The organism is Mesorhizobium sp. ES1-6, from assembly GCF_020164775.1.
Classification (GTDB): Bacteria; Pseudomonadota; Alphaproteobacteria; order Rhizobiales; family Rhizobiaceae; genus Mesorhizobium.
The window spans coordinates 1-25,982 of sequence record NZ_JAIUGU010000008.1; the positions used below are offsets into that span (position 1 = coordinate 1).

Annotated in this window: 22 protein-coding genes; 8 read left to right on the top strand and 14 right to left on the bottom strand. The window is 64.2% G+C overall.

Annotation, left to right across the window (positions count from 1 at the left end; translation table 11 throughout):
* Window positions 1–98: 98 nt before the first annotated feature.
* Window positions 99–1,301 (bottom strand): aromatic ring-hydroxylating oxygenase subunit alpha, encoded by a 1,203-nt coding sequence (locus LB564_RS19610; RefSeq protein WP_224540218.1) that lies wholly within the window; start codon window positions 1,299–1,301, stop codon window positions 99–101.
* Between the two features lie 477 nt (window positions 1,302–1,778).
* Between LB564_RS19610 and LB564_RS19615 the strand changes: the two genes are divergently transcribed.
* Window positions 1,779–2,186: a hypothetical protein gene (locus LB564_RS19615; RefSeq protein ID WP_224540220.1), complete on the top strand. Its 408-nt coding sequence runs from the start codon at window positions 1,779–1,781 to the stop codon at window positions 2,184–2,186.
* A 136-nt stretch (window positions 2,187–2,322) separates the two neighbouring features.
* Here LB564_RS19615 and LB564_RS19620 read toward each other — a convergent pair whose 3' ends face one another.
* The gene (locus tag LB564_RS19620; RefSeq protein WP_224540222.1) at window positions 2,323–4,410 is read right to left on the bottom strand and encodes an ATP-binding protein; all 2,088 of its coding nucleotides are present in this window, start codon (window positions 4,408–4,410) and stop codon (window positions 2,323–2,325) included.
* Window positions 4,411–4,490: 80 nt separating this feature from the next.
* Window positions 4,491–5,264 carry a response regulator gene (locus LB564_RS19625; protein WP_224540224.1) on the bottom strand — a complete coding sequence of 258 codons (774 nt, stop codon included), beginning with the start codon at window positions 5,262–5,264 and terminating at the stop codon, window positions 4,491–4,493.
* 45 nt (window positions 5,265–5,309) lie between these two features.
* Between LB564_RS19625 and LB564_RS19630 the strand changes: the two genes are divergently transcribed.
* Entirely contained in the window at window positions 5,310–6,011 is a 702-nt protein-coding gene (locus tag LB564_RS19630) for a response regulator transcription factor (protein ID WP_140708126.1), read from the top strand.
* Window positions 6,012–6,081: 70 nt separating this feature from the next.
* Here LB564_RS19630 and LB564_RS19635 read toward each other — a convergent pair whose 3' ends face one another.
* Complete coding sequence (locus LB564_RS19635) at window positions 6,082–6,249, bottom strand: hypothetical protein (protein ID WP_140708128.1); 168 nt, start codon at window positions 6,247–6,249, stop codon at window positions 6,082–6,084.
* 714 nt (window positions 6,250–6,963) lie between these two features.
* Here LB564_RS19635 and LB564_RS19640 point away from each other — a divergent pair.
* A complete protein-coding gene (locus tag LB564_RS19640; RefSeq protein WP_224540226.1) occupies window positions 6,964–7,419 on the top strand; it encodes a L,D-transpeptidase in 456 nt (151 codons plus the stop codon).
* A gap of 108 nt (window positions 7,420–7,527) precedes the next feature.
* On the opposite strand, the gene LB564_RS19645 is transcribed toward LB564_RS19640, so the two are convergent.
* Both LB564_RS19645 and LB564_RS19650 read right to left on the bottom strand, forming a co-directional pair.
* Entirely contained in the window at window positions 7,528–10,611 is a 3,084-nt protein-coding gene (locus LB564_RS19645) for an efflux RND transporter permease subunit (protein ID WP_224540227.1), read from the bottom strand.
* Window positions 10,608–11,963, bottom strand: a complete 1,356-nt coding sequence (locus tag LB564_RS19650; protein ID WP_224540229.1) for an efflux RND transporter periplasmic adaptor subunit — start codon at window positions 11,961–11,963, stop codon at window positions 10,608–10,610. The genes LB564_RS19645 and LB564_RS19650 overlap by 4 nt, the downstream gene beginning before the upstream one ends.
* Window positions 11,964–12,109: 146 nt before the next feature.
* Between LB564_RS19650 and LB564_RS19655 the strand changes: the two genes are divergently transcribed.
* A complete protein-coding gene (locus tag LB564_RS19655) occupies window positions 12,110–12,643 on the top strand; it encodes a TetR/AcrR family transcriptional regulator (RefSeq protein ID WP_140708135.1) in 534 nt (177 codons plus the stop codon).
* 48 nt (window positions 12,644–12,691) lie between these two features.
* Here the strand turns inward: LB564_RS19655 and LB564_RS19660 are convergent, their stop codons facing one another.
* The 6 genes from LB564_RS19660 to LB564_RS19685 all read right to left on the bottom strand — a co-directional run bounded on the left by LB564_RS19660 (window position 12,692) and on the right by LB564_RS19685 (window position 18,761).
* Window positions 12,692–13,768 carry an ABC transporter ATP-binding protein gene (locus tag LB564_RS19660; protein WP_224540231.1) on the bottom strand — a complete coding sequence of 359 codons (1,077 nt, stop codon included), beginning with the start codon at window positions 13,766–13,768 and terminating at the stop codon, window positions 12,692–12,694.
* Window positions 13,755–14,693, bottom strand: a complete 939-nt coding sequence (locus LB564_RS19665) for a PfkB family carbohydrate kinase (protein WP_224540233.1) — start codon at window positions 14,691–14,693, stop codon at window positions 13,755–13,757. The genes LB564_RS19660 and LB564_RS19665 overlap by 14 nt, the downstream gene beginning before the upstream one ends.
* Window positions 14,693–15,715: an SIS domain-containing protein gene (locus LB564_RS19670; RefSeq protein ID WP_224540235.1), complete on the bottom strand. Its 1,023-nt coding sequence runs from the start codon at window positions 15,713–15,715 to the stop codon at window positions 14,693–14,695. The genes LB564_RS19665 and LB564_RS19670 overlap by 1 nt, the downstream gene beginning before the upstream one ends.
* Window positions 15,712–16,557, bottom strand: coding sequence for a carbohydrate ABC transporter permease (locus LB564_RS19675; RefSeq protein WP_224540237.1), 846 nt, complete (start codon window positions 16,555–16,557; stop codon window positions 15,712–15,714). Before LB564_RS19675 ends, LB564_RS19670 begins: the two co-directional genes overlap by 4 nt.
* Entirely contained in the window at window positions 16,557–17,441 is an 885-nt protein-coding gene (locus tag LB564_RS19680) for a carbohydrate ABC transporter permease (RefSeq protein WP_224540239.1), read from the bottom strand. Before LB564_RS19680 ends, LB564_RS19675 begins: the two co-directional genes overlap by 1 nt.
* Window positions 17,442–17,522: 81 nt before the next feature.
* Window positions 17,523–18,761: an extracellular solute-binding protein gene (locus LB564_RS19685; RefSeq protein ID WP_140708147.1), complete on the bottom strand. Its 1,239-nt coding sequence runs from the start codon at window positions 18,759–18,761 to the stop codon at window positions 17,523–17,525.
* Between the two features lie 144 nt (window positions 18,762–18,905).
* Between LB564_RS19685 and LB564_RS19690 the strand changes: the two genes are divergently transcribed.
* The 3 genes from LB564_RS19690 (at window position 18,906) to LB564_RS19700 (ending at window position 22,952) form a co-directional block, all read left to right on the top strand.
* Complete coding sequence (locus LB564_RS19690; RefSeq protein ID WP_140708149.1) at window positions 18,906–20,120, top strand: ROK family transcriptional regulator; 1,215 nt, start codon at window positions 18,906–18,908, stop codon at window positions 20,118–20,120.
* Window positions 20,121–20,234: 114 nt separating this feature from the next.
* Window positions 20,235–21,836 (top strand): inorganic phosphate transporter, encoded by a 1,602-nt coding sequence (locus tag LB564_RS19695; protein WP_224540241.1) that lies wholly within the window; start codon window positions 20,235–20,237, stop codon window positions 21,834–21,836.
* 90 nt (window positions 21,837–21,926) lie between these two features.
* Entirely contained in the window at window positions 21,927–22,952 is a 1,026-nt protein-coding gene (locus LB564_RS19700) for a transporter (RefSeq protein WP_224540242.1), read from the top strand.
* Window positions 22,953–22,996: 44 nt separating this feature from the next.
* Here LB564_RS19700 and LB564_RS19705 read toward each other — a convergent pair whose 3' ends face one another.
* The gene (locus LB564_RS19705) at window positions 22,997–24,157 is read right to left on the bottom strand and encodes a patatin-like phospholipase family protein (RefSeq protein WP_140708154.1); all 1,161 of its coding nucleotides are present in this window, start codon (window positions 24,155–24,157) and stop codon (window positions 22,997–22,999) included.
* Window positions 24,150–24,938, bottom strand: coding sequence for an acetoacetate decarboxylase (locus LB564_RS19710; RefSeq protein WP_224540244.1), 789 nt, complete (start codon window positions 24,936–24,938; stop codon window positions 24,150–24,152). Before LB564_RS19710 ends, LB564_RS19705 begins: the two co-directional genes overlap by 8 nt.
* A 225-nt stretch (window positions 24,939–25,163) precedes the next feature.
* On the opposite strand from LB564_RS19710, the gene LB564_RS19715 reads away from it, so the two are divergent.
* Window positions 25,164–25,952 (top strand): 3-hydroxybutyrate dehydrogenase, encoded by a 789-nt coding sequence (locus LB564_RS19715; protein ID WP_224540246.1) that lies wholly within the window; start codon window positions 25,164–25,166, stop codon window positions 25,950–25,952.
* The last annotated feature ends 30 nt before the right edge of the window (window positions 25,953–25,982 follow it).

Consider the following 25,982-nt stretch of genomic DNA (forward strand, 5'->3'; position numbering starts at 1 on the left):
CGGAAAACAACCGTCTCACGGGGCATGCGCATGCGGCATTTCGATTCACCAGATACTTTCCCCGGACAGCCCTGCGTTCTAGGGGGAGAAGGAAGGGGTTACCCTCGCGACCGCAGCGCGTCGTTCAGATTCCACATGTCCTTTTCCTCAGGCGCGGTCTCCAGGCCGAGCACCGGAATCTGCCGGCGCAAATGGTCGTGGTGGGTGCGCACGCCATATTCGAGGTCGGAGAGGTAAAAGCCCTCGAAGGCCTCGGACAGCATGGATTCGTTCGACCAGACCGAAAGCTGCACATCTTCCGACATGGTGTCGCGGTCGATGCGGAAGGAGAGGTAGCGGGCGGCGGCCTGCTCGCGGCTTTCGTCCCGGTAGCGGTAGATGGCGCCGCGCAGCAGGGTCTCGCCCGTCGACAGCGGAAACTCCTGATAGAACTGCACCGATTCCGGCATCACCGACAGAACGGCGTTGGGGAAGATGCCGTAATAGACCCAGGCCTTCCTGAGATGGTCCGGCAGATGCGTCGGCTCCGGTGCGAGGTTGACGTAGTTCTTGACGCTCCAGCGGCGGCCGGCATGCGGGTTGTAGCTGGCGAAGGAACGCGAGACGCCGTTGACGAAAGGCTCGTCGAAATAGGTGGCGCCGTAGAGATCCTGCAACGCCGGGTGCGCCATGGCGACGTGATAGCCTTCATTGTCAACGTCGCGCACCGACTTCCAGTTGACCGGTGTCTTCTGGGTCCAGATGCCCCAGGAGGGCACCATGTCGGCGGCCTTGTAATGGGCAAATTCCGGTTCGATCGGCTTCAGCAGTTCGGCGACGGAGGGCTGTGGGCCACCATCGCGGAAGCGGATGAAGATGAAGCCCATCCAGACTTCGAGATCGAGCGGCATCAGGCCGAATTCGGTCTTGTCGAGATCGGGGAAGGAGCGCGGGCGGGCAGCGCCGCGCAGCGTGCCGTCGAGATTGTAGACCCAGCCATGGAACGGGCAGACCAGCGCGTTCTTGCAATTGCCCTGGCTGTCGGCGACGACGCGGCTGCCGCGGTGGCGGCACATGTTGTTGAAGCCGCGCACGACGCCGTCCTTGCCACGCACGATCAGCGCGCGCTCGCCAACGACGTCCATGGTGAGGTAGTCGCCGGCGTTCGGTATGTCGCAGACATGCCCGGCGATCTGCCAATGATTGCGGAAGACATGCTCCTTCTCCAGTTCGAGAAGGGCGGCGGAATGGTAACTCCAGCCCGGTAGTCCCCGCCGGTCCCAATCGTTCGGGATTGCCACGTCACGGAGGTGCGGGTTCATGAAACGTCTCTTCTTTTTATTGAATGATCATTCAATAAAATCACATTTTTCATTGAAATGCAATGGCTTGTGGAACTCAGACGATTCACCATTGAAAATCCAAACGCCGGTTTTGGCGGAATTTGGGGTCGCGGTTGGCTCTGAAAACCCCGAAAAATCCGGGTGTTAGCCAGGGTTCCAAAACCTCCAGCCGCCGCCGGGTCACGCCGCAAATCGTGCTCTCCGGACAGACCCTGCGGACAGGGCCTTTCGTCGGTAAGAAAAGCCTCGCCGACGCCCCGGCCGCCCACGGAGGCGCACGGACTGCGCAACGTGCTACCCCCCCCATCGGAATGGCCAATGACCGATTTTGACCGATTCTGCCCGTATTCATGTTTCAATCCGGTTACATGCTCGGGCTGTCGTCACCTTTGCGTCGTTACAGAGCGCGATTAAATTCGTTTCATCGCAAAAAGAAAATCAACGAAGGGGATGACGATGCATGCGAAAGTCCAGACCACCAGCGGCAACCGCTTTCAGGCTCCAGAGCGCTCTGACCGCCGCCCGAAGCTGGCGCTTCGCCAGCGCGCCAGCGACCACCCGATGGCAATGTTCATGGCGCTGGCTGCTTGCGCCTTCGCCGGCATGGCGTTCACGCCGACGGTCGGCCCAGCCTTCGCTTCGTTGAATCCGCCGGCCAACATCGTCGAAGGCGCACCGACCACAACCACGACCGCCCGCCTGCCGATGCCGGCGATCGATTTCGCCTGCAAGGGGCAGGCCTGGGGCGCCGAGAACGTGGACTGCCTGCGCGCCATTGCCCAGCAGTCCGGAACGCACAAGGCCCGCGCGATCCGCATGATCGCCAACGCCGCGCCGCTGACCGGCACGCCGAACATCTTCTGATTTCCGCCTCCGGGTTTCTGGCCCGGGCATGATCTTAAAACAGGTTCCCGTTTGGGGATCATGCCCTGGACTCCCCGAGCGCTTCCTCCAGCGCTCCCCTCGGCTCCCGCCGCCCTGTCGGCCGGGGGCCTCTTTTTTATCCTTGCGACACTGCCTGCTCGGCAATGGTCGAAAGCACGCTGCGCACATCCAGCGTGCTGAACGGTTTTTCGAGGATCTGTGGCCGCTGCTGCGCCGGCAAGGCTTCGATTTCCGCCTTGGCGCCGATCAGGTCGCCAGTGACCAGCACGAAGCGCCGCGCCAGATCGGGCCGCTCGGCAAGCAGTTCCCGGTAGATCGAAATGCCCGATCTGCCGGGCATGCGCAGATCCGAAAAGACGATGTCGGGCGGCATGTGGCCGCTCAGGGTGGCTTCGCGCGATTCCCAGATCGACGCGATCCGCGACTTGATGCCCATCAATTCGAGGATGTCGGACAACGAACCGGCGACGTCAGGCTCGTCATCGATGATCAGGGCATGGCGAAGGCCGCTCGATCGTGGCTGGCTTTCGCCGGCGGCGGCGATACCTACGGATATGGCCGGCAACTGAACGACGAAACGCGCGCCCCTGGGTAGTACTTCCTCGAACCAGACATTGCCATTGTGCCGTTCAATGATGGATTTCGAAATCGACAGGCCGATGCCCGTGCCGACGCCGACCGGCTTGGTGGTGAAATAGGATTCGAAAATGCGGTTGCGGATCGCTTCCGGCACGCCGGGGCCGTTGTCCTCGACGGAAAAGCCTGGATTGCCGCGCTCGCTTCGAAACGTCCGCACCTTGATCAGACGGTCGCCGGCGATGCCGGCCAGCGCATGCTGGCTGTTGATGAGGAAATTGGCCGCCACCTGGGTCACGTGGTCGGCATCGGCCATGGCCAGCAGCGGACCCGGCGCGAAATCGGTATCGATGATGATGCCGCTCGAGCGCGCGCCATAGGCGGTCACCTCGAGAGCGGCGCGGATCACCTGGTTGAGATCGGTCTCGGCCTGCGCCGCCGGATGGAGCCGGACCATCGACAGGAAGCTCTTGACGATGCGGCCGCAGCGCTCGGCGGCGGCACGCACCTTCTCGGCACGAACCTTGGTCTGCGGGTCGGATGCGAATTCATGCAGCAGCGTCGATTGTGCGACCACCACGGCCAGCGGGTTGTTGAGTTCGTGCGACACGCCCGCCAGCAGCGAGCCCATTGCCGCCATTTTCTCGTTCTGGTGCAGCTTCTCGCGCTGGCGGTTGATCTCTTCCTCGGCGCGCAGCTTGTCGCGCAAGTCGCGGATCGAGCCGAAGATGAGGCGACGGTCGGCGACCCGCATCTCTGTCGCCGTCAGTTCGATCGGGAACACCTCACCGGCGGCATTCTGGGTGACAGTTTCCAGCCGCTGGCCGACCATCGGTGCGCCACGGCCCGACATGTAATCGGCGCCAGACATATAGCCCTTGCGGTAGTAGACCGGCACGATGGTGTCGAGCAGGTCCTTGCCGAGGATGGCGCTGCGCGGAAAGCCGAACATCTTTTCCGCGGCCGGATTGAATTCGATGATCGATCCGGCCTCGTCGATGACGATGATGGCGTCCAGCGAGGCCTGCAGCATGGTGCGGCGGATCACTTCGCTGGCATGGGCGTCGGAGGGCGAGTGTTCGATGGCGTCGCCGATGGCGAGTGCGATGATGTGCAGCGTCGCCTCTTCCTCGTCGGTCCATTCACGCTCCTCGATGCAGTCATTGACGGCGAGCGTGCCCCACAGATGACCGTGCGCGAAGACCGACACCGACAGGAACGACTTGATGTTCTGCTTTTCGAAATCAGCCCTCAGGAATCCTTCGAGATCGCGCGTATGCCCCGCGAAAATCTTGCCCTGCCGCTCATCCTCGGCCAGCCGCTCCAGCAGCGGATCCGAATTGACGATCGACTGCATGATGACGGTCGGTGAGGCCAGTTCGCCGCCGAAATCGGGGTCGATCCAGTAGGCGGCGACAGACTGGGCGAAACCCTGGCCGGGCAGTTCGCGCAGACGAAACAGGATGCCGCGCTGGCACTCCATGGCACGGCACAGCGTTTCCAGTATGCCGTCCATTTCGCGCTGCCAGTCGCCGGCCTCGCGCAGCCGGCGCACGACGCGCACGGCCGCCATCGCCGCGCCCTGCCTGAAACCCTGCATATCCGTGCTTGCCGTGTCGCCCGTCATTGTCAGCCGTCATTTCCAGAGTCACGCCACTTCGATCGTCTGGCAACGGCTGCGAAGCGGAACCCCCGTGGGTCCGACGCTCAGTTGCCGTCGCCGGTCGGCAGCGAGAAGATATAGCCTTCGCCGCGCACCGTGCGCAGGAATCTTGGGTTGGCCGGGTCGGCCTCGATCTTCTTGCGTAGGCGCATGATGCGGATGTCGACGGCGCGCGACGATTCCGGGTCCTCGGTGAAGCCGATTGCCTCCGAGATCGCGGCCCGGGTCAAGAGCCGGTTGGCGCGGGTCAGGAAAACCTCCAGCACGTCGAACTCGCTCTTGGCCATGTCGATCACCATGCCGTTGGCGCCCGTGACCAGCCTGCCGTCGAGATCGGCCCGGAAAGGGCCGAAGGCGACGGAGCGCCGATCCGTCCTGGCTTTCCTGTCCGGCAGCTCCGTCGGCTGCGGTACGCGGCGCAGCACGCTGCGGACTCTCGCCAGCACTTCGCGCAGTTCATAGGGCTTTACGATATAGTCGTCGGCGCCGAGTTCCAGCCCGACGATGCGATCGAGCGCGGTGCCGGCGGCGGTCGCGTAGATGATACCGATCGGCATTTTCGAGCGCAGCCAGCGGCCGAGCGACAGGCCGTCCTCGCCCGGCATGGCGATGTCGAGGATTGCCAGATGGAAGGGCTGCGTTTCGACGAGGGCGCGCGCGGCGGCCGCGTTTTCGGCGGTGGCCACTTCGTAGCCGGAGGCGCCGAGATATTCGGCCACCGCGTCCCTCAGGTCGGGCTCGTCCTCGACGATGACAATTCTTGCCCGCACTATGCTCTCGCTCCCACTTTCAGTGGAAAGTAGATTGGGTATAAACATGATGTCCAGCACTCATATCCGGTTGCCAGGGAACGGTTGGAAAACATGGCCGCAAGAGCCGTCATCGCGCTTGTTTCCGTCGCCGAGGTGGTGGCGACCGAGCTTGCCGACCATCTCGACCGGCGCGGCCATGACGTGCGCCAGGCGCGGCAACCTTGGGAGGCGGAATCGCTGCTGGCGGGCGGCGGCATCGACGTCGTCGTCGTTGGCGACAGCCTCAGCCAGGCCGAGGGTCGAGATCTGCTCAGGCGCTATGGCCATCAAGGTGGCGGCGGCGAGGGTGGGCCGGATTTCATCCTGATCTGCCGGCCCGCCGATCTCCTCGACAAGGTGCTGGCGCTTGAGCTTGGCGCCGCCGACGTCGTCGAAAGTCCGCTCAATGTCAGGGAACTCGCCGCGCGCGTCGGCGGCCTGCTTTCGCGGCGCGGCAGGGGCACCCAGGAACTGATTGTGCTGGAGAACGCGACCGTCGATCTGAGATCGGCGATCGTCATGCATCGCTCCGGTACGCAGGAGCAACTCTCGCCCGGCCAGGTGGCGCTGCTCAGGCTGTTCCTGGCGAGCCCGCGCAAGGTGCTGACGCGCGACGACATTATCGCCGCCGCGCCGGCCGAGAATGCCGACGCCTTCGATCGCTCGATCGATTCGCGCATCGTGCGGCTGCGCCGCAAGCTCGACACCGAAACCATCACCACCATACGCGGCGCCGGCTACAGGTTCGATCCGCCACGGCAGTTCGCCGACTGACGGTCCTCTTTTCCCGCTGGTTTTCCGGATGAACATCGGCCTTTCCATCGTCACGCCGATGTCACGAGGTTCAGCGCACCACCAGCAATGACGGGCCCGAGGGCATTTCGCCGCTCGTGACGAGTTCGCTTGCGTGAGCACGCTCCTTGAGCAGCACGGTGGCGAGAGCGGCAAAGCCGAGCAGACCCTGTGCGTAGAGCAGCGCGGAAAGCACGGAAGCCGCAAATTTTGTTTTCATCGTCCCAATCCCCAAAAATGAATCTGTCGCGGGTCGCTTCAGGAAACTCCCGAAGTGCCCGCGCCGCCCACGGAGCCCCCCGTCGCGGCGCGGGCCTTCGGTCCTCTCGGCAGCAAGTTGCCGGAGGGGCCGCGCAATGCCAGCAGCCGAAGGCCAACCCGCCAGAGGGCCTTCAACCGGGCGATGCGCAGGCTGGAAACAATCCAGACCAAGGCGCAAAACAGGGAAACGTGCAGGGTTGAAATCTCACTCGAACTTATCGCTGCCAGCCTCGCCGCGGGATCGCCGGCAACTGTGCCGACGCCGCCGATGGCTGCCGCCGCGATGTTGATCCTGAAGAGCCAGGACCGCGTGTTCGTTTTCGTTCCCGTGGTCGTTGCTGTTTGCTTTCGTTGCGTCAACTTTTGCGTCCAATCCGTATCCGGATCATGCCGCCGGAGCCGCGCTTTGTTGCAGATTGGTTTCGAAATAGAGCCTGTCTCTTTCACGTATAGGCAATGCGAACTTTCGTTTCGAGGCGGATACCTTTGTGCCTCGTCGTCCCGGACCGCCGATGGCGACCACACAGGCGCGCTTCGATTGCCTGTCCTGTTGACCAGGGGAAACAAATTCGAAACGCAAACGAGCATTCAGCGAAATATGTCCGAAACACGCGAGGGGGATAAGCCAGCCATCGAATTGGAGCCGGCTCGACCGGCAGAGAGAGGGGACATCATGCACACCACCATTTCCGCCAAGCTCATCAACGTTGCCGCCGCCGCGCTCATGGGCAGCGCACTTCTGTTCGACGCCCACGCCGCCCACGCCGCCAACACCGTCGTGGCGCGCGTCTCGCTGTCGCAGCAGGTGATGGAAGTCTCGGTCGACGGCCGGCCGACCTTCGCCTGGAAGGTTTCCACCGGCGACAGGGCGCATGTGACGCCGACCGGCTCGTTCAAGCCGACCCGCATGCATGAGATGTGGTATTCGAAGAAGTACGACAACGCGCCGATGCCGCATTCGGTCTTTTTCAGCGGCGGCTACGCGGTCCACGCCACCTATGCCATCAAGCGCCTCGGCCAGCCGGCCTCGCATGGCTGCGTGAGGCTTCATCCCGACAATGCCGCCGACTTCTACCAGCTCGTCGAGACCTTCGGGCCGGCCAACACCAGCATCGTCATCGTCAAGTAGCGGCAGGTTTGCTGCCTCCGGCCGATTGCGCCGGAGCCGTGGAGCGACTGCCAAAAAAAGAGGCCGGAAAATCCCGGCCTCTTTTTTTGTTTCTTGCGCCTTCGTGGCTCAGTTCGGCAGCGCCGGCATAAGCTTCGGATCCGGCTTTTCCGCCAGATGCGGCAGGTCCTTGCTGGCGATGAAGGTGTAGAACATGGGCACGACGAAGAGCGTGAACATGGTGCCGACCAGGATGCCGGTGAAGATGACCAGGCCCATCGAATAGCGGGCCGCGGCACCGGCACCGCTGGAAACGATCAGCGGCACCACGCCCAGCGCCATCGCTGCGGTCGTCATCAGGATCGGCCGCAGGCGCACCTTGGCCGAGGCAATGATGGCGTCACGCCGCCGCATGCCATGCAGCTCTCGCTGCTGGTTGGCGAACTCGACCAACAGGATGCCGTGCTTGGTGATCAGTCCGATCAGCGTGATCAGGCCGACCTGGGTATAGATGTTGAGCGTGCCGAGGCCCAGATTGAGCGGTACGATTGCGCCGAAGATCGACAATGGCACCGCCATCATGATGATCAGCGGGTCGCGGAAGCTTTCAAACTGCGCCGCCAGCACCAGGTAGATGACGATGACGGCCGCGCCGAAAGCGATCAGAATGGTGTTGCCCTGTTCCTTCTCCTGCCGGGACTGGCCGGAATAGTCGATGAAGAAGGTTTCGGGCAGGCTCTCCCTGGCAATGTCCTCAAGCACTTTCAAACCGTCGCCCGTGGTGACGCCGGGCAGCGGCAGCGCCGAGATCGTCGACGAATTCAATTGGTTGAACTGTTCGATCGCCGCCGGCGAGGCATTGTTCGAGATCGTCACCACCGCCGACAGCGGCACCATCTCGCCGGTCACGCTGCGCACGAAGTACTCGCCGAGCTTTTCGGGGTTGTCGCGGAACTCCTGCGGCACCTGCGGAATGATGTCGTAGCTGTTGGAGTCGCGGTCGAACTGCGCCACTTCGGCGCCGCCGACGAGGAGTGTCAACGTTCGGCCGATATCGGCGATCGGCAGGTTGAGCGCGGCGGCGCGGTCGCGGTCGATGGTCACCGTTACCTGCGGCGCGTCATAGGCCATCGAATTCTGCACGACGATGAAACGGCCCGAGGCCTGCGCCTTGTTCTTGATCTTCTCGGCTTCCTCGTAAACCTGAGCGGAATCGCCGGTCGAGCGCACCACCATGGAAATCGGCAACCCGCCGCCCGAGCCCGGCAGCGTCGGCGGTGCGAAGACGAAGGCCTGGACTCCCGCCACCTTGGCGATACGGGCCGTAATGTCGGCCTGCAGCTCCTTAGAATTGCGCTTCCGCTCCGCCCAATCCTTGAAAGCGAAACCGACGAAGGCGCTGTTGGTCGTGCCGCCGAAGGCGACGGCCGAGAACTGCGCCCGGGTTTCGGGAATGTCCCTCACCAGGCCCAGGATCTGATTGACGTAGGTCTCGGTGTAATCGGAGGTCGCATAGCGCGGCGCCGTAACCAGCGAGAGCAGGAAGCCCTGGTCTTCTTCCGGTGCCAGTTCCGTCGAGGTCTTGGTGAACATGAAGCCGGTCACGCCGACAAGGGCCAGCACGATGAGCAGCGTCAGCGGGCGATAGTTCAGCGACCCGGTGACGGCGCGCTCATAGACGTGCTCCACGCGCGCGAAAGTGCCGTCGACGATGCGCTGGAACCGGCCGGCATTGCCAGGCTTCAGAAGGCGCGCCGACATCATCGGCGTGATGGTGATTGCAATGATGCCAGACAGCACCACCGATCCGGCGAGCGTCACCGCGAATTCGCGGAAAAGGGCGCCGGTCAGACCGCCGGTAAAGGCCAGCGGCGCGAACACGGCGGCCAGCGTCATGGTCATGGCCACGATGGCCGAGGCGATCTCGCGCATGCCGCTGAAGGCCGCCTGCATCGGCGGCATGTGGTCTTCTTCCATGTGGCGGTGGATGTTCTCCACCACCACGATGGCGTCGTCGACGACGAGGCCGATCGCCAGCACCATGGCCAGCAGCGACAGAAGGTTGATCGAATAGCCCACCGCGAACAAAAGGAAGCAGACGCCGATCAGCGACAGCGGGATGGTGATGATCGGCATCAGCACCGAACGGAACGAGCCAAGGAACAGAAGGATGACGACGACGACGATGGCAACCGCCTCGGCGATGGTCTTGAACACCTCGTCGATCGAGGCGCTGATCTGTCCGGTTGCGTCGTAGACGACCTCGATCGTCATGCCTTTCGGCAGTGTGTCCTGAATCTGCGGGACCAGCTTGGTGAGCGCCGCCGCGGTCGTCAGCGGGTTGGCCGCCGGGGTCGGGAAGATGGCGAGGAAGGTGCCGGGCTTGCCGTTGAAGGAGACCCTGGTGTCGGTGTTCGCAGCGGCCAGTTCGACGCGCGCCACGTCGCGCAGCCGCACGACATTGCCGTCGGTCGAACGCAACGGCAGCTCGGCGAAGGCCTCTGGTGTCTGCAGCGTCGAGCGCACCGTGATAGACGAAACGACATATTCGTTCTGGGTGTTGCCGGGCGCCGACAGGAAGTTGGAGTTGTTGATCGCGGCCAGCACTTCGGCCGCCGTCACGCCGCGCGCGGCAAGCCTGACCGGGTCGATCCAGACGCGCATCGAGTATTCCTGGGCACCGAAGATCTGCACGTCAGCGACGCCTTCGACCGTCGACATGCGAGGCCTGATGACGCGCTCGATATACTCGGTCAGCTGCTCCTTGGTCATGTTCGGGTTCTGCATCGAGATGTACATCATCGCGAACTGCTGACCCGTACCCTTGACGATGACGGGGTCCTTGGAGGCGTCCGGCAAGGTGCCGCGCACGCCCTGGACCTTGGACAGCACCTCGGTCAGCGCCACGTCGGGGTTGGAACCGAGCTTCATCTGCACCGTCACGGTGCTGGAGGACGGACGGCTGGACGAGGTGACGTAGTCGATGTTTTCGGTCGAGGCGACGGCGCGCGCGATCGGGGCGGAAATGAAGCCCTGGATCAGGTCGGCGCTGGCGCCCGGATAGGCCGTCGTGATGGTGATCGCGGTTTCGTCGACCTTCGGATACTGCCGGATCGACAGGTTGAAGATACCCTGGAAACCGAGCAGCAGGATCATGCAGGCAAGGACCGTCGAAAGGACGGGCCGGCGAATGAAGAGATCGGAAAAGCTCATTGCTGGTCGGCCTGCTTGTTCGCCGATTTGGTCGGATCGATTGTGTTGTCGACGGCGACGGACATGCCGTTGAAGAGGCGGTTCTGGCCTGCGGTGACGACCTCGTCGCCAGCCTTCAGCCCTTCGACGATCTCGACCATGCCCTGATTGCGGCGACCGGGCTTGACGAAGACCTGCGACAAGACCAGCGCGGGCTTGTCACCTTCCGCCGTCGGCTTGGCCGGGTCGGCTGCTGCTGGCTTGGCAGTGTCGGCAGCGGCCTTGTCGGCTGGCTTGGCTGCGTCCGCCGGCTTGGTGGCGTCAGCCGCCGGCTTCATGGCATCGGCTGCCGGTTTCATCGCGTCCGCCGGCTTATCGGTGGCCGCCGCGACCGGCTTCTCTTCCGCCTTGGCTGGCTGCTGCGCCGGGGCCTCGGCGGGCTTCGCCGGCTGCACCACGAAGATGTAGTCGCCATAGAGGCTGGTGGTCAGTGCCGTCTGCGGCAACGACAGCACGTTCTGCTCCTCGGGCAGTTCGACACGCACCCGCACGAACTGGCCGGGGGTCAATTTGCCTTCGGGATTGGCAACTTCCGCCCGGATGTTCACCAGCCGGCTGGAGGGGTCGATCTTGGGATCGATGCCGCGAATGGCGCCGGCAAAGGGCATGTCGTCGCTGCCGCCCAGGCCCAGGCGGACCGTCTGGCCAATCTTGAGCAGCGGTAGCTGCTGTTCGGGAACCGAGAAGTCGACCCGCATCGTGTCGAGGTCCTGCAGCGTCACCACCGCAGTGCCGGGTGCCAGATACTGGCCGAGATCGATCTTCGGAATGCCGACCGTGCCGGCGAAAGGCGCGGTAAGCTGCTTCTGGTCGAGAACGGCCTGCAGCCTGGTGACCTGGGACGCCGAAGCGGATGCCGCCGCGCGCGCCGTGTCCAGCGTCGAGTCGGAGCCGACACCACGCTTTGTCAGTTCGATGGCGCGGGTCAGCGTGGTCTGATCAAGCGCCGCCTGCGCTTTCTGCGCATCGAGGTCGGCGCGCTCGACGGCGTCGTCGAGTTGCAGCAGCACCGCGTTGGCCGCCACTTTCTGATTGGCGTGGAAGGGGATTTCCTTCACGATGCCGGCGGTCTCGACCGTCAGGTCGACACCGCGCACGGCCCGCACCGTACCGATCGCCTCGACGCCCGGTGTCCAGTTGGACGGCTTGGCGATGGTCGTCGACACGGTCGCCGCCGGCGGCTTCATGGTGGCGAAATACTGCTTGATGCCGTTGTCGCGCAGGAAGTTAAAGCCGACGATGCCGCCGACCACGACGACGAGCACGGCAAGGACGACAATAATGATGAAGACACGGAGTATGCGCTTGAACAAGGAAGTCCCCTCAGTCGAAAATCCGGCGCGAAGCGCGGACATCGGGACACATATCGACTGCTGGTCCCGATTACAAATAGTGGCGGTCTTACTGTACCGTCTGGACGGTCTTGTCAATTGGGCCTAAGCTTGCGATGGGAGGCGCCATGAGAGCCCAACGACCGAACTCGCGCGAGAAAATTCTCGCCGCGGCGGCTGATGTCGCCCGGGAATCCGGACCCGGCAGCCTGTCGCTCGATGCCGTCGCCAACCGCGCCGGCGTATCGAAGGGTGGGCTGCTCTACAATTTCCCGACCAAGGCAAAATTGATGCAGGGCCTGGTCGAAGGCTATCTGCGCGATTTCGAGCAAGCGCTGGAAACGGCCGGCAGCAACGACAAAGATAAAAATCCCCTTGCCGTCTACATCAGATTGTCAGCCGAGGACTGCGAGGAAAAGCAGCCATCGGCGTCCTGGATTTTTTCGGCGATCGCCGAGGATCCCGATTTCATGACGCCGATCAAGACATTCAAGCGGCAGCTGTTCGAACGGCTGAAGGGCGAGGCGCCAGACCTGAAATCGCTGCTGGTCTGCTATCTCGCCATCGAGGGGCTGCGCAGCATGAACCTGTTCGATTCCGACGTGCTGTCGAAGGACGAACGGGATCTGCTTGTATCGTCGCTTCTCGACATCGCCCAATAGGCTTCCCTGAATGGGCGAAGGCCGCCGCGGTCATTCAATCGATGGCGCTTACAGGGCCTTTCCCGTCGTGGGATCGAACAAGCGAAGCGCGGCCTCGTCGAAGGTGAGGTTGCGCTTTTCGCCCTTGGCGACCTGGGCTCGCGGCGGCAGGGAGGCGGTCAGCCGCTGCGCGCCGATCCGGGCCGTGGTGACCAGTTCGGGTCCGGTCAGTTCGACGACCTCGATCTCCACCGGCAATGACAGGTCCGTCGCGGCTCCCGTCGCCGTACGCAGCGCTTCCGGCCTGATGCCGATGACCACCTGCGCACCTTCACGCGCCGCGTTCGCATAGCGGGCCGGCAAGGGGATCCGCACATCGGTCTCGGCGATGGCCAGTTTGCCGCCGGTGACGACCGCGTTCAACATGTTCATCGACGGCGCGCCGACGAAGCCCGCGACATAGAGCGTTGCCGGGTCGTTGTAGATCTCCTCGGGCGTGCCGAGCTGCTCGATCCTGCCGTCACGCATGACGGCGATGCGGCTCGCCAGCGTCATCGCCTCGATCTGGTCGTGGGTGACGTAGACGACGGTGGTCTGCAGCATCTGGTGCAGGCGCTTCAATTCGGTGCGCATTTCCAGGCGCAGCTTGGCGTCGAGATTGGACAACGGCTCGTCGAAGAGGAAGACCTGCGGCTTGCGCACCAGCGCCCTGCCGATGGCGACGCGCTGTCGCTGGCCACCGGAAAGCTGGCTCGGCTTGCGGTCGAGCAGGGTTTCGATCTGCAGCAGCCTTGCCGCTTCGTTCACCGCTTTGTCGCGCACGTCGGCCGCGACGCCGCGCATCTCCAGCCCGAAGCCGATGTTGCGGCGGACCGTCAGGTTCGGATAGAGCGCGTAGGACTGGAAGACCATGGCGATGTCACGGTTCTTGGGATGGACGCCGAGGATCGAACGGCCGCCGATCAGCACGTCGCCGCTGGTTGCCTCGGCAAGGCCGGCGACGATGTTGAGAAGCGTCGATTTTCCGCAGCCCGACGAGCCGAGCAGCACCAGGAATTCACCGCTTTGCAGCGCGATGTCGATGCCTTTCAGCGTCTCGACGCTGCCGTAGCTCTTGCGGACGCCACGGATTTCAAGCGCGCTCATGCATGGATCCCTCGAATTGAATCGGCCCGCCATAGTTGCGGGGCAAGGTAGAGATGGCGCGCGAGGCAATTTGCGTCGCGGCGGCAAGGCAGGCGGAGAGCTTCCGTCCCTCGGCAAAAGCAGCCAGGAAGGCGGCGTTGAAGACGTCGCCGGCGCCGATCGTGTCGACCACCCTGACATCGGGCGCGGCGGCCTCGACGAGGGCGCTGTTCGGGCCGATGGCGATCGCCCCTCGCGGCCCGCGCTTGACCACGAAGGTCGCACCCGGCTTCATGCTGGATCGGATTTCTCGCGCCGCTTCCTCAGGACTTGGTAATCCAGCCAGGGTCACCGTCTCGACCTCGTTGAACAGCGCCAGCGCGCAGCGCGACAGCCATGCTCTTGTCGCCGCGCAATTGGCCTCGGTCCAGCCGTCGATCGGCCAGCCGGTGTCGAGCGCCACCGATATGTCGTGGCTGTCGGCCCAGTCGAAAAGCGCGTCATACTCGCGCGTGAGGTCTTCGGTCAGGAAGGAGCCGGAGAGCAGCGCGTAGCCCCCGGAGAGCGCGCTGCCGTCGAGAACGGACAGGACATCGCCAAGGCTGAAGCGGGGCAGGTGGCCGCGCGTGGTCAGAAAAGTCCGTTCGCCATCGGGATGGGTCATGCCGACCGACAAGGTCGTGCCTTCGGGACGGATCGTCCATTTTTCGGCGCGCGGTCCGAACGCTTCGCGAAGCCAGCGGCCGAACTGGTCGTCACCGACATTGGCGGCAATCGCGAAATCGACGCCCAGCGCCTGCCAGGCGAGCCCGGTGTTGCCGGCCTGGCCGCCGACGCGCAATTCGTCATGGTCGACGACGGTCTCGGTTCCCGCCTTCGGCCATGGCGCGACGGGGCCGAGAATCAGGTCGACATTGACGTTGCCGATCACCGCCAGCGGACGCATCACTCGCTCCTGGTGATCTTGGTGGTGCGCACGGGCGTGCCGGCATTGTCGACGCGGCTGTCGGCGAAGGCGATCATCAGGCGCTGCGCCACCGGCAGCATGGCGAAGATCGCGGCCATCCCCTCGGCCGGTTTGAAGGAGAGCGTGACGGCACCGCCGACCGGAGCCTGTCCGGACGCGTCGAAGACGACCAGCGGCGCACCGGCCTCGACCACGGATGTAGCCATCGCGGTCACCAGTCCGGAGGTCGGGTCGTTGCCGCGAAACAGGATGACGCCGATTTTGGGGCCGAGCATCTCCATCGGGCCGTGCCGCAACTGACCGCCTTCGAGGGAAAAGCAGGGCAGTCGCGACAGTTCGGTCAGGCCAAGCGCCAGGGCTTCGGCGACGCCTTGCAGGCGGCGGCCGGAGGTGACGATGGTCTCCACCTTGCCAAGCACGGCGAGCGCGGACGCAATGTCGCAATCCTGCGGAGCCCGGAGCGCGGCAAGGGCAGGAGCGGGATCCTCACCCAGAGCCGCCAGGATGGCGAGGTGCAGGGCCAGGGTCACGGTCAGGCTTCGGGTCGCGGCGAAAGCCAATTCGGTGCCGCCGGCGCCGACCAGGCAAGGCGCGGTGCGGGCGAGATGTGAACCGCCTTCGAGCGTCAGGCCGAAAATGTCCGGGCCGCCGCCAGCTTGCGAAAACCATCTGACGACCTCGGCGCTCTCGCCGGATTGCGAGGTAACGATCACGGTGCGCCCCTCGAGCGGCAAGGGTTGGCCAAGCTGTTCGGACAGCGGCAGCGCCAGCGCATCGACGTCAAGCGCGCGATAAAGCGGCTCGACCGCACGGCCTACGGCATGCGAGCCGCCCATGCCGAGCAGGAGCAGGCGGCCGGTCCGCTTGATGGAACTGGAGGCCTTTTGCGCCTCGGCCGCGTTCTGCCGGAACGAAGCGATGGCGTCCGCATGCTGGCGTGCCATTTCGCGGTCGATGGCGGCCAGTCCGGCCGGCCGGTTTCTTGCTGCGGTCATCGTCATCCTTTCACACCGCCACTGGTCAGGCCCGAGATCAGCGCCCGCTGCATGACGAGGCCGATCAGCACCGGTGGCAAGGCCGCCAGCACGCCAGCGGTCGCGATCAGCCCGTAGTCGGAAACACGGCCGCCGGCCAGATCGGCGATGGCAACCGTCAATGTCTTGGCGCGCTGGTCGGAGGTGAACAGCAGCGCGTAGAAGAATTCGTCCCAGGCCAGCAGCAGGGCGAACAAAGCCGATGTCGCCATCACCGGTGCCGCCAGCGGCAGCGTGATGATGCGCAATGTCTGGAACAGGCCGGCGCCGTCGATCATCGCCGCCGCCTCGATCTCGCGCGGGATGGAATCGAAGCCTGATTTCATAAGCCATGTGGTGAAGGGCGCCAGGATGGTCAGATACACCAGCGCCAGGCCAAAGACATTGTTGAGCAGGCCGAGATGCGACAGGCCCATATAGAGCGGCACGGCGAGCGCCACCGGCGGCAGCATGTAGGTGGCGATGACCATCGACAGCGACCAGCCGATCGCGGGTGTGCGCGACACCGCCCAGCCGGCGGGGATGGCCAAGGCGAGCGCGGCCAGCGTCGCCATGCCGGATATTTCCAGGCTGTTGCGCAGCGATGCGGTGAAGGCGGCGCCGGCGCTGTTTTCGGCGGTCGACAGCAATTGCTGGTAGCGGGAGAAATCGGCGACCCGCGGCCACCAGCGCAGCGGCTTGGCGGCGAGATCGGCGGCCGGCGAAATGCTCATGATGAACAGCCAGGCGATAGGCGCCAGGATGATCGCGGCGAGCAGCAGCGCGCAGGCGTGGATGAAGATGGTGAAGGCGAGGCTCCTGCGTTCCATCAGGCGGCGCTCCCGGCGGTCTTTCGGACCAAGGCCGCATAGGCGACGGCAAGCAGCGTGACGAGCAAGGTGACAATCAGCGCCAGCGACGCGCCCGAGCCGGCACGCTGGAAGGAGAAGGCTTCCTGGTAGACCAGGATAGAGAGCGTGCGCGTGGTGTTGGCTGGGCCGCCGCGGGTCATCACCCAGATGATGTCGAAGACCTTGAAGGCCTCGATGGTGCGCAGCACCAGCGCCACCATCAGCGGGCCGGCGAGATAGGGCAGGATGACGAAGCGGAAGCGGTTGAAAGGTCCCGCGCCGTCGACCAGCGATGCGGCGGTGATGTCGCGCGGCACCGCCTGCAGGGCGGCGAGCGCGATCAGCGCCACCAGCGGAAAGTTCTTCCAGCAATCGGCGACGATCAGGGCGGCGAGTGCCGTTCCCGGCTCGCCCAGCCAGGAGCGATAGGCGTCGATGAGATGAAGTTGCGTCAAGGCCGCGTTGAGCGCGCCATATTCGGGATTGTAGATCAGCCGCCACAGCGTGGCGTTGACCACCGTCGGCAATGCCCAGGGCAGGATCATCAGGGCGCGCAGGACGGCGCGGCCGCGAAACTGCTGGTTGAGCAGAAGCGCGGCCAGCACGCCGATCACCATTTCAGCGGCAACCGAAACCACCGCGAACAACGTCGTGGTGGTCAACGTGCGCGAGAAATTCGAGCTCGACAGCATGTTGGTGTAGTTGTCGAAGCCGACAAAATTGCCGCCGGTGCCGACCAGCTTGGCGTCGGTGAAGGAAAGGCCGACCGTGTCGACCAGCGGCCAGCCGATGACGGCGACCATGACCACGAGCAGGGGCAGCATCAGCAGCCACGCGCGGGTTGTCATCCAGGTGCCCGACATTGGAGGCGCCTCTCTTTATTCGTCTGGATTTGGACATAGCACGGGCGGCGCCATGGCGCCGCCCGCATCAAGGATATCAGCTCAGAGACCGCTGTTCTGCGCGGCGGTCTTCAGCGCATCTTCCGGGGAAGCCGTGCCGAGCAGCGATTCCTGGATGGCCTGCTGCAGCGCGGTCGACAGCTCCTGGTATTTCGGCGTGGTCGGGCGTGGATACATGGCTGCCAGGCCGAGCTTGGCGGCGGCGATCAGTTCCTCCTGGCCCTTGGTGACGGCCGGGTCGTCATAGGACGAGGCCCAGATCGGCAGCGACAGCTTCGCGTACTGGTTCTGCGTTGCCTGCGAGGTCATGAACTCGATGTACTTCCAGGCTTCGTCGGGATGCTTGGAGACCGCGGTGACGCCGAGGCCCATCGAGCCGTTGACGGCCGACACTTCGCTGGTGCCAGCAACGCCCGGCGCCGGCACGACGCCGACCTTGCCGGCCACCTTCGAGTCCTTCGGGTCGTTGGCCATGTTGTACATGTAGGTCCAGTTCAGCGCGAAGGCGGCATCGCCGTTCTCGAAGACCTTGCGAACGTCCTCTTCCAGGAATTCCTTGGAATTGGGATTGGTCAGGCCCGACTTGTAGCTGTCGACCATGTATTTCAGCGCCAGCAGGCCGCCGCCATTCTGGAAGTCGGGCTTGCCGTCCTTGAGGAAATCGCCGCCATAGGCGCTGACCAGCGTGGTGTAGTCGCAGATGGCGGCCTCGGCCTGTGACCAGCTCCAGGCGATCGGCGTCTTCAGCAGGCCCTTATCCTGGATGATCTTGGCCTGCGCACCGAGCTCTTCCCAGGTCTTGGGCGGGGTCTTGATGCCGGCCTTTTCCAGAATTTCCTTGTTGTAGAACAGGTATTTGGTGTCGAGAATCCACGGCATGCCATAGGACTTGCCGTCATACTGAACGGTGGTCCAGGCGCCGGGCAGTACGCCCTTCTTCATGTCGTCGGTGATCTTGGAAGACACATCGACCAGCACCTTATTGGTGGCGTATTCGGCCGGCCAGATGACGTCGAAAAGGACGACGTCATAGCCGCCGCCCGAACCTTGAGCGAGCACGGTCTTGTCGTGCAGGCCCTCATAAGGGACGAATTCCAGATTGACCTTGACGTCCGGATTGGCCTTGGTGAAGGCATCCGTCATGGCGCGCACGTCGGCCTCGCTATAGGCGGCCTGTGCCATGAAAAGCGCGTTGAGCGTCGTCTCGGCGAAGGCGTGAGGGACAGTGAGCCCTCCGATGAAGACTGCGCCCAGAAGCGTCCTACCAATCGATTTCAGCATCTTCTTCTCCCATTTCCGAAGGTGACGGGCCGGCGTTCCCTGCCTTCCCGGGTTGATGTCGCGTGACTTGTATTTCTATTAAGTCAATTCGCTTGACTTAATTAGTCGATCAATATTCTAGTGGAGTCAAGAGGGGAAACGCCGGTGGACGACATCAGCCCGATCCGCGCCAAGAGCGGCACCAACCAGGAAGGCACGAGCGCCCACAACCGCCGCGTCATGATCGAGGCGCTGCGTCTCAATGGCGCCCTCTCGCGGGCCGATTTGGCGCGGGCGACGCAGCTCACCAAACAGGCGGTCTCCAACATCATCGAGGATCTGGAAAGCGACGGTCTGGTCGTCGCGCTCGATGCGGTGCGCAAGGGCAGGGGCCAGCCGTCGACCCCCTACAGGCTGGTGCCCGAAGGCGCCTTCGCCATCGGCCTGCAGATCGATCGTCATCTGACGCGGGCGGTCGCGGTCGATCTGATGGGCAGCGTGCTGGCGCGCGCCGAGGCGAACCTGCCTTTCGATGAGCCGTCAAAGGGCGTCGAGGTGATCCTCGGTCTGATCGATGGCGTACGACGCGAGCTGACCGGCATCTCCTCGCAGTCGGAAAAACGCCTTGTCGGCCTCGGCGTCGCCATGCCCGGCCCGTTCGGACTGAAGAATTCGGACGACAAATGGATGATGCCGGCCTGGCAGAAGTTCCCGCTGCTCGACACGCTGGCAACGGGCACCGGCCTGAATGTCGGCCTGCAGAACGACGCCGCCGCCTGCGCGACGGCCGAGCGCATCGTGGGTGCCGCGCATGGCGTTGACCACGCAGTGTGCCTCTATGTCGGCTATGGTATTGGCGCCGGACTGATCCTAAACGGCGAGCTGTACAGCGGCGGCCATGGCAATGCCGGCGAAATCGGCATGGCCCTGCTGTCGCCGGCCGGACCCGGCTCGACACCGCTCGAACATCGCGCGTCGCTGGCCTCGCTTTACCAGCATCTTGGTCTCGATCCCGCCGACGAGCGCCTCTACGAAAAGATCGGTGCGCTGGCCGAGGCGGGGGATGTGAAGATCATGCACTGGATCGAGGGTGCGGCGCATGACCTGCGCTGGAGCGTGCATCTCATCGAAACCATCTTCGATCCGCAAACCGTCATCCTGACCAGCGGCGCGCCCGAAGCGCTGGCGCGCCGGCTCGTCGAGGCCATGCATCCGCTGCTACCGTCCATCGCCGACCGGCCCGGCCGGACCTTGCCGCGCCTGCAACTCGGCACCACCGATCCCTGGTCGATCGCGCTGGGCGCTGCGGCGGCGCCGATCAGCCGCGCCTTCGATCCACTGTTCTCGGCCATTCTGAAGACACGTTCGGGTCCGGCGTGAGAACCCGTCGGCCCGGCTTGCTCCAGCCAAGCCATTCCTGGTCGTCACACAGGGTTCATCGTGCGGACATAGCGTCATTCCCGGTTCTTTGCTGCAATGCAAAAGGAGTGGGACATGGTGGATATAGTTTCAAACGAGGCGGGGATTCCGAGACCGGATCATCCGCTTGAGCAATCGAGTGGCGCCAAATGGTTCCTGCCCGCCTTCGGCGTGCTGGTGCTGGTCGGCGTGGTCTATGTCGGCTACGCGCTGAGCCAGGACCTGGCGGAAGCCAAGACCGTGCCGTGGATCCTGCTCGGCATCGCCCTGCTGATCGCGCTCGGCTTCGAATTCGTCAACGGCTTCCACGATACCGCCAACGCGGTGGCGACGGTCATCTACACGCGCTCGCTACCGGCCGAATTCGCCGTCATGTGGTCGGGCTTCTTCAACTTCCTCGGGGTTCTTACCTCCAGCGGCGCGGTTGCCTTCGGCATCCTCTCGCTGCTGCCCGTCGAACTGATCCTGCAGGTCGGCTCCTCTTCCGGTTTCGCGATGGTGTTCGCGCTGCTCGTCGCGGCAATCCTTTGGAACCTCGGCACCTGGTTCCTCGGCCTGCCGGCGTCGAGCTCGCACACGATGGTCGGTTCGATCATCGGCGTCGGCCTCGCCAACCAGTTCATGGCACCGGCCGGCAGCGCCACCAGCGGCGTCGACTGGTCGCAGGCGACCAATGTCGGCACGACCTTGCTGGTTTCGCCGATTGTCGGCTTCTTTGCCGCCGCCGCCTTGCTCTATGCGATGAAGCTTCTGGTGCGCAACAAGGCCCTCTACGAGGCGCCGAAGGGCAACACCCCGCCGCCCCTGTGGATCCGGGCGCTGCTGATCTTCACCTGCACGGGCGTCAGCTTCGCGCATGGCTCCAATGACGGCCAGAAGGGCATGGGTCTGATCATGCTGATCCTGATCGGCGTCGTGCCGACGGCCTTCGCGCTCAACCGCACCCCCGACATCAACTATCTCGAGGCCTATAAGACCGCTTCGGTCGGGGTCGAGCAGGCGCTGGGCAAGTATGTCAAGCCAGGCGTCACCGTCACGGATGCCAAGGCGGCCGTGCAGGATGCCGTGCGCACCCGCACCTGGAGCGACCAGACGACGGTCGCGCTGCAGACCTACATCCACAACACCACCGCCGGGCTGCAGCCTTATGCGTCGGTCGAGAAGGTGCCGACCGATCTGGTCAGCAACGCCCGCAACGACATCTACCTGATCGGCGAGGCGCTGAAGCTGATCGACAAGAAGCAGCTGCTGCCGATGGAGGCCGCCGACCTGAAAGCGGTGACCGACTATCACAAGGCCGTCGACAACGCGACGAAGTTCATCCCGCTCTGGGTGAAGATCGCCGTTGCGCTGGCGCTCGGGCTCGGCACCATGGTCGGCTGGAAGCGCATCGTCGTCACCGTCGGCGAGAAGATCGGCAAGAGCCACCTGACCTATGGCCAGGGCGCCGCCGCCGAACTCGTCGCCATGGTGACCATCGGCATGGCCGACCGCCTGGGCCTGCCGGTGTCGACGACCCATGTGCTGTCGTCCGGAGTCGCCGGAACAATGGCGGCCAATGGCTCGGGCCTGCAATGGTCGACGGTTCGCAACCTGCTGCTGGCCTGGGTGCTGACGCTGCCCTGCTCGATCACGCTGGCCTTCGTGCTGTTCATCGTCTTCCGTCAGGTGTTCTGAGCGATCGACGCAAGTGACGCACTACCGGCGGCGCCAGTTTGGCGCCGCCTCGCTTTCGGGGGATGTTCTCCCTAACGATCGGCGGCAGTCATGAACGACGCTTCGCATCTGGCCCTGCTTGCCGTCGACGACCAGCATCCGGCGCCCGGGCTGGTCTGGGCCTATCGCGGCGCGCCGGGCGAGCAGGCCGTGGCGCTTGCCCCGCGCGACATCGATGCCGCACTCGCCATGCCAAAGGGCTGGGTGTGGCTGCATGTCGATCTCGTCGACCAGCGCGCCCATTCCTGGGTCAGCCACGCCTGCGCCTTGCCGGCCTCGGCCCATGCGATCCTCGAAGGCCATGAGGACAGTCCCGCGCTGGCGCATGAGGATGGGGTCGTCCACGGCATCTCCGCCGATCTGCACAGCGAGATCGCGCGTCAGTCGACCACCATTGGCAGGTTGCGCTTCGCGGTCTCGGAGCGGCTGCTGGTGACCGGCCGCCGCCATTCGCTGGCGGCGGTCGAGGAGGTGCATGAGGCGCTGGCCGCGGGACTGCGGCCCGCCACCGCATTCGGGCTCTTCGAGACGATCGTGCTCGCCTTCTGCAGCGGCACCAGCCTGCGGCTCGCCGCCGCCACCAAGCGGCTCGACGAGGTGGAAGACCATCTGGTGACCGAGCGGCTTGCCGACGAAAGGCAGCGGCTGAAGGACGTGCGCCGTCTCGCGGTCTCGCTGCACCGGCCGATCTCGGCGCTGGCGGCGCTTTTCCAGGACGAGGACCGCTCGGACTGGAAACTGTCGGAAGCGGCGCACGAGACCTTGCGCCGGCTCACCACGCGTCTGGAGCGGCTCGACCGCGAGGTCGTCATGGTCAACGACCGGGCGCGGCTGTTGCAGGAGGAGGTCGCGGCCGAACTCGCGGACGAATCCAACCGCAGCCTGAAGGCGCTGGCGGTGATGAGCGCGCTGCTTCTGCCGGGCTCGCTGATCGTCGGCATGTTCGGCATGAACACCGCCGGCCTGCCGCTCACGCAGACGCCGGGCGGCTTCGAACTGGCGCTGTTGATCGCGGCGGCGGCGACCGGTGTATTCTACTGGCTCTTGCTGAGAGCCGGCGCCAATCTAAGGTTCTGAGCCTGGCTCGATATTCCAAGCCAAGGCGTTTCCGGCCTGAACGTTCAGGTCGGATCCTCGCGATGCAGGTCGTGGATGGTGACGCCGTCGGCATTGGTCGGCAGCATCAGCCATTTCTTGTGACGCAGCGTGCGCTCGGTGTCCTCAAGGCCCATCTCCCAATGCTCGCGCATCGAGGTGCCCGAAAACTCGTAGTCCTTGGCGTGGCCTTCATAACCTTTGTGCTGGTAGATCAGGTGGACGATGTTGACGACGCCGGCATTGGAGTAGTCGGCGATCAACTCCTGCTCGCCTTCCCTGAGCTGTTCCGGCGGCACGCGCTTCAGCGCGTCGAGCAGCTTCATCTTCAGCGCATGGATGCGCTCGAAATTGTCGGTGTTCTGCCGTGTGCGGCTGGAATACATGATGTCCTTGTGGCGCGACAATACGTCGGCCATGCCGCGCGGCAGCACGCCGCGGGCACTGAACAGATCGACCTGGAAGACCAGCGAGGAACGGTCCTCTTCCTGGTCGAGCAGATATTGCAGCGGCGTGTTGGAAACGATGCCGCCATCCCAGTAATATTCGCCTTCGATACGGATCGATGGGAAGGCCGGCGGCAGCGCGCCGCTCGCCATGATGTGCTCCGGTCCGATGCGCACTTTCTCGGTGTCGAAATAGACGAAGTTGCCGGTCCTGACATTGACCGCGCCGACGCTCAGTCGCTTCTTGCCATCGTTCAGCACGTCGAAATCGATCAGGCTCTCCAGCGTGTCTTTCAACTCGGCGGTGTCGTAGAAGCTGGTGGCCCCATCCGCGCCCGAGAGTTGAAACCAGGGGTTGGGATTGCGCGGCTTGAAGAAGCCGGGCTGGCCCATCGTCATGGTCATCAGCGACGAGGTCTGGTTGCGGATATCGCGGTAGATGTCGCCTTCGGGCGTATAGGACCAGATCTTGCGGCCGGAGATCGTCTGCCAGAACTGTTCCAGCCGCTGCAGCCGGCGGCTCGGCTCGTTGCCGGCTATGATCGCGGCATTGATCGCCCCGATCGAGACACCGGAAAGCCAGCTCGGTTCGCAGCCGGCATCGGCCAGCGCCTGATAGACGCCTGCCTGATAGGCACCGAGCGCTCCACCGCCCTGGAAGACCAGCGCGATACGGTCATACTGCGCCGTGATTTCCTCGATGGTGGCGGCGGCTGCCTTGTTGCGGGTACGCTCAAGCACTGACTTTCTCCAGCTGGGTTGCGCTGGCAGCGGGGCGGCTGTGGTCAGCGAGGTAATCATGCACGACTTCGCCCAGGCCGAGCGTCAGATCGGCCTTGAAGTGGACGGCCGACACAATGTCGAGCACGGGCAGCTTCGCCACGTCGGCCATGACATGGGGCCGCAGGTCGAGCGCGGCGGGCGCGGTCCAGGCTTCCGTCAACGTGATGTCGGTGAGGTAGTAGCGGACCAGCTCGCAGATGCGCGGCGTGCCATCGACATGCGGGATGATCTTGATCAGGAAATTGGGGGCGGCGAGCGAGGCGAGCACCGAATCGTGATCGGCTTCCCGGTGCTTGTAGCCCATCGTGCCGGTGGCGCACAGAACGCTGCCATAATGCAGCGTGCCGACGATCACCTCGCCCTCATGGACGATCTTGGGATTGGCGAGCTTCTTTGGGAACCCCCACAGCTCACGCCCGCCGGCGATCGGCGCGTCGTCGTCGAGATACATGGAATGGACGTAGCCGCCATGCTGGCCCTTGTAGCGCACCGGGATGACCTGGCCGGTCTCGGTGTAGTCGCCGAAGCCGGTGGAGTCGGGCATTCGGATGAACTCGTACTTGACCAGCGGCTCGTCGATTTCCAGCGGCGCCGGCACGACGGCTTCGAGCGCCTCGCGCGTCGTGCGGTAGGTGATGATGATATATTCGCGGTCGAAGAAGCGGTAAGGGCCCGGCGGGAAGGAAGGATTGGTGAGCGGCATCGCATAGGCGCGCTTCACGACATCGGCGATATCCATCCAGGTGCCCCCAACGGTTCGAAAATGACCCCGCGCGAATGCGCTGGCAAATATGTTGCATGGCAGCATGACAATGCCGTGTCACCTCGGCGACGCCCTGTCTCGGAGCCGGCAAGGGCCGTCGCGGGGCTGTAATCGAGCCGACACATGGCCGTGGCATTGTCATGTTGCGTCGCACAAACTATGTCCCTCAACAGTCCCTCCCACCTCTTGCGAGATCTCCCCATGGGTTCCCTGTCTTCGAAGAATGCGCTTGTCACCGGCTCGACCAGCGGCATCGGCCTCGCGATCGCCCGCGCCTTTGCCGCCGAAGGCGCCAACGTCACCATCAACGGCCTGGGCGACGCGGCTGCCATCGAGCAGGAGCGCGCCGGCATCGAGAAGGATTTCGGCGTCAAGTGCCGCTACTCCGATGCCAACATGATGGACGGCGCCGCCGTCACCGCCATGATCCATGACGCCGAAGCGGCGTTCGGCAGTCTCGACATACTGGTCAACAACGCCGGCATCCAGCATGTGGCGCCGATCGAGGAATTTCCCGACGACAAGTGGGAAGCCATCATCCGCATCAACCTTTTGGCCGCCTTCTACGCCATCAAGGCCGTGGTGCCGGGCATGAAGAGCCGCAAATGGGGCCGCATCATCAACACGGCCTCCGCACACGCGCTGGTCGCTTCGCCGTTCAAGTCGGCCTATGTCTCGGCCAAGCATGGCATTGCTGGCCTGACCAAGACGGTGGCGCTGGAAGTCGCGCAGAACGGCATCACCGTGAACGCGATCGCGCCCGGCTATGTCTGGACGCCGCTGGTCGAAAAGCAAATCCCCGACACGATGAAGGCGCGCGGCATGACCGAGGAACAGGTCAAGCACGACGTGCTGCTGGCCGCGCAGCCGACCAAGGAATTCGTCACCGTCGAGGAGCTTGCGGCCCTGGCATTGTTCCTGTGTTCGGATGCGGCCAAGCAGATCACCGGCACGACCTTGCCGATGGACGGCGGCTGGACGGCACAGTAGAACTGGTCGAGACAGACCGCCTTCCGGCCG

Bases quoted from the DNA above. Each gene is read 5' to 3' on its own strand.
- LB564_RS19610 (WP_224540218.1), bottom strand. From the start codon at position 1,301: ATGAACCCGCACCTCCGTGACGTGGCAATCCCGAACGATTGGGACCGG.
- LB564_RS19615 (WP_224540220.1), top strand. From the start codon at position 1,779: ATGCATGCGAAAGTCCAGACCACCAGCGGCAACCGCTTTCAGGCTCCA.
- LB564_RS19620 (WP_224540222.1), bottom strand. From the start codon at position 4,410: ATGACGGGCGACACGGCAAGCACGGATATGCAGGGTTTCAGGCAGGGC.
- LB564_RS19625 (WP_224540224.1), bottom strand. From the start codon at position 5,264: ATGTTTATACCCAATCTACTTTCCACTGAAAGTGGGAGCGAGAGCATA.
- LB564_RS19630 (WP_140708126.1), top strand. From the start codon at position 5,310: ATGGCCGCAAGAGCCGTCATCGCGCTTGTTTCCGTCGCCGAGGTGGTG.
- LB564_RS19635 (WP_140708128.1), bottom strand. From the start codon at position 6,249: ATGAAAACAAAATTTGCGGCTTCCGTGCTTTCCGCGCTGCTCTACGCA.
- LB564_RS19640 (WP_224540226.1), top strand. From the start codon at position 6,964: ATGCACACCACCATTTCCGCCAAGCTCATCAACGTTGCCGCCGCCGCG.
- LB564_RS19645 (WP_224540227.1), bottom strand. From the start codon at position 10,611: ATGAGCTTTTCCGATCTCTTCATTCGCCGGCCCGTCCTTTCGACGGTC.
- LB564_RS19655 (WP_140708135.1), top strand. From the start codon at position 12,110: ATGAGAGCCCAACGACCGAACTCGCGCGAGAAAATTCTCGCCGCGGCG.
- LB564_RS19660 (WP_224540231.1), bottom strand. From the start codon at position 13,768: ATGAGCGCGCTTGAAATCCGTGGCGTCCGCAAGAGCTACGGCAGCGTC.
- LB564_RS19665 (WP_224540233.1), bottom strand. From the start codon at position 14,693: ATGCGTCCGCTGGCGGTGATCGGCAACGTCAATGTCGACCTGATTCTC.
- LB564_RS19670 (WP_224540235.1), bottom strand. From the start codon at position 15,715: ATGACGATGACCGCAGCAAGAAACCGGCCGGCCGGACTGGCCGCCATC.
- LB564_RS19675 (WP_224540237.1), bottom strand. From the start codon at position 16,557: ATGGAACGCAGGAGCCTCGCCTTCACCATCTTCATCCACGCCTGCGCG.
- LB564_RS19680 (WP_224540239.1), bottom strand. From the start codon at position 17,441: ATGTCGGGCACCTGGATGACAACCCGCGCGTGGCTGCTGATGCTGCCC.
- LB564_RS19685 (WP_140708147.1), bottom strand. From the start codon at position 18,761: ATGCTGAAATCGATTGGTAGGACGCTTCTGGGCGCAGTCTTCATCGGA.
- LB564_RS19695 (WP_224540241.1), top strand. From the start codon at position 20,235: ATGGTGGATATAGTTTCAAACGAGGCGGGGATTCCGAGACCGGATCAT.
- LB564_RS19700 (WP_224540242.1), top strand. From the start codon at position 21,927: ATGAACGACGCTTCGCATCTGGCCCTGCTTGCCGTCGACGACCAGCAT.
- LB564_RS19710 (WP_224540244.1), bottom strand. From the start codon at position 24,938: ATGGATATCGCCGATGTCGTGAAGCGCGCCTATGCGATGCCGCTCACC.
- LB564_RS19715 (WP_224540246.1), top strand. From the start codon at position 25,164: ATGGGTTCCCTGTCTTCGAAGAATGCGCTTGTCACCGGCTCGACCAGC.